Source organism: Aromatoleum toluolicum, from assembly GCF_012911005.2.
Lineage (GTDB): Bacteria > Pseudomonadota > Gammaproteobacteria > Burkholderiales > Rhodocyclaceae > Aromatoleum > Aromatoleum toluolicum.
The window spans coordinates 1-2,817 of sequence record NZ_WTVS01000160.1 but is presented as its reverse complement, the minus strand read 5'-3'; the positions used below and the strand labels follow the sequence as shown (position 1 = coordinate 2,817).

The 2,817-nt window shown below is 68.4% G+C and carries 1 protein-coding gene; it reads left to right on the top strand.

Annotated features, from left to right (window positions below; translation table 11 throughout):
* The coding region (locus GPA27_RS28085; RefSeq protein WP_169143699.1) for a pyruvate carboxylase at nucleotides 1-2,817 on the top strand (2,817 nt) is incomplete at both ends.

Sequence of the window (2,817 nt, the reverse complement as noted above, 5' to 3'; positions counted from 1 at the left end):
CCTCGCCGTTGCCGCCGGCGTGCCGGTCGTGCCCGCCACCGGCGCGCTGCCGCAGGACCTCGACGAGATCAAGCGCCTCGCGCGCGAAGTCGGCTACCCGCTGATGCTCAAGGCGAGCTGGGGCGGGGGCGGGCGCGGCATGCGCGCGATCGAGAACGAGGAAGAGCTGCCGGGGCTCCTCGACGTCGCCCGCCGCGAGGCGCTCGCCGCCTTCGGCAACGACGAGGTCTACCTGGAAAAACTCGTGCGCCGCGCCCGCCACGTCGAAGTGCAGGTGCTCGGCGACACCCACGGCAACCTCGTGCATCTCTTCGAGCGCGACTGCTCGGTGCAGCGGCGCAACCAGAAGGTCGTCGAGCGTGCGCCGGCGCCCTACCTCGAAGAGGCCCGCCGCACCGAGCTGTGCGACGCCGCCCTGAAGCTCTGCCGCGCCGCGCACTACACCCACGCCGGCACGGTCGAGTTCCTCATGGACGCCGACACCGACGCCTTCTACTTCATCGAAGTGAATCCCCGGATTCAGGTCGAGCATACCGTCACCGAGCAGGTCACCGGCGTCGACATCGTCAAGGCGCAGATCCGCGTCACCGAAGGCGCGCGCATCGGCGCGGCGGATGCCTACCTGCCGGCGCAATCCGACATCCGCCTCAACGGCCATGCCCTGCAGTGCCGCGTCACCACCGAAGACCCCGAGAACGCCTTCACCCCCGACTACGGCCGCATCACCGCCTACCGCAGCGCCGCGGGCTTCGGCCTGCGTCTCGATGGCGGCACCGCCTACTCGGGCGCCGTGATCACCCCGTTCTACGACTCCCTGCTGGTGAAGGTCACCGCCTGGGGCCATAGCCCGGACGAAGCCATCGCGCGCATGGACCGGGGCCTGCGCGAATTCCGCATCCGCGGCGTGTCGTCGAACCTGCAGTTCCTCGAGAACGTCATCGCGCACCCGCTGTTCAAGTCCGGCGAATGCACGACGCGCTTCATCGACACCACGCCCGAACTCTTCCGCTTCCAGAAGCGCCAGGACCGCGCCACCAAGCTGCTGAAGTTCCTCGGCGAAGTGAGCGTCAACGGCAACCCCGAGATGACCGGCCGCGAAGCGCCCAAGGGCCCCCTCGCCAAACCCGTGAAGCCCCAGGTCGATCTCTCGCTGCTGCCCGCGGCAGGTACGCGCGATCGCCTCAAGGAACTCGGCCCGCAGCGCTTCGCCGAGTGGATGAAGGCCGAGCAGCGCGTGCTGCTCACCGACACCACGATGCGCGATGCCCACCAGTCGCTCTTCGCCACGCGCATGCGCACGCGCGACATGCTCGAGATCGCGCCGCACTACGCGCGCCTCGTGCCGCAGCTCTTCTCGCTCGAATGCTGGGGCGGCGCGACCTTCGACGTGGCGCTGCGCTTCCTCAAGGAAGACCCGTGGGAGCGCCTCGCGCGCCTGCGCACGGCCGTGCCCAACGTGCTGTTCCAGATGCTGCTCAGAGCGTCGAATGCCGTCGGCTACACCAACTACTCCGACAACGTCGTGCGCTACTTCGTGCAGCAGGCGGCGAAGGAGGGCATCGACGTCTTCCGCGTGTTCGATTCGCTCAACTGGGTGGACAACATGCGCGTCGCGATGGACGCCGTCAATGAAGCGGGCGCGCTGTGCGAAGGCACGATCTGCTACACCGGCGATCTCTTCGACGCGAGCCGCCCCAAGTACAAGCTCCAGTACTACGTCGATCTCGCCAAGCAGCTCGAGAAGGCCGGCGCCCACATCCTCGGCATCAAGGACATGGCCGGCGTGTGCAAGCCGCGCGCCGCTGCCGCGCTCGTGAAGGCGCTCAAGGAAGAAGTCGGCCTCCCGATCCACTTCCACACCCACGACACCTCGGGCATCGCTGCGGCGAGCGTGCTCGCCGCGATCGAAGCGGGCGTCGATGCCGTCGATGGCGCGCTCGACGCGATGAGCGGGCTCACCTCGCAGCCCAACCTCGGCTCCATCGCCGCGGCGCTCGCCGGCTCCGAGCGCGACACCGGCCTCGACCTCGACGCGATGCAGTCGCTGTCGCACTACTGGGAGGGCGTGCGCCGCGCCTACGCCCCCTTCGAGGCCGACATCCGCTGCGGCACCTCCGACGTGTACAAGCACGAGATGCCCGGCGGGCAATACACCAACCTGCGCGAGCAGGCCCGCGCGATGGGCCTCGAGCACCGCTGGCCGGAAGTCTCGCAGGCCTACGCCGACGTGAACCAGCTCTTCGGCGACATCGTCAAGGTCACCCCGACCTCGAAAGTCGTCGGCGACATGGCGCTCTTCATGGTCGCCAACGACCTCACGCCCGAAGAAGTGATGGACCCCGCCAAGGAGATCGCCTTCCCCGAGTCGGTCGTCTCGCTCTTCCGCGGCGAACTCGGCTTCCCGCCGGATGGCTTCCCCAAGGATCTCGAACGCAAGGTGCTCAAGGGCGCCGAACCGATCAAAGGCCGCGCCGGCGACTTCCTTCCCGAAGTGGACCTCGACGCCGCGCGCGCCGAAGCCGAGGCCGCGATCGGCCGCCAGATCTCCGACACCGATCTCGCCTCGTGGCTGATGTATCCCAAGGTCTTCAAGGACTACGCCGCGCACCACGCGCGCTTCGGCGACGTGTCGCTCTTGCCCACGCCGGTGTTCTTCTACGGCCTGAAGGACCGCGAGGAGATCAGCGTCGACATCGAGCGCGGCAAGAGCCTCATCGTGCGCCAGACCGGCAGCAGCGACACGCCGGACGAGGAGGGCCGGGTCAAGGTCTTCTTCGAACTCAACGGCCAGCCGCGCCTGCAGCGCATCCCCAAGGC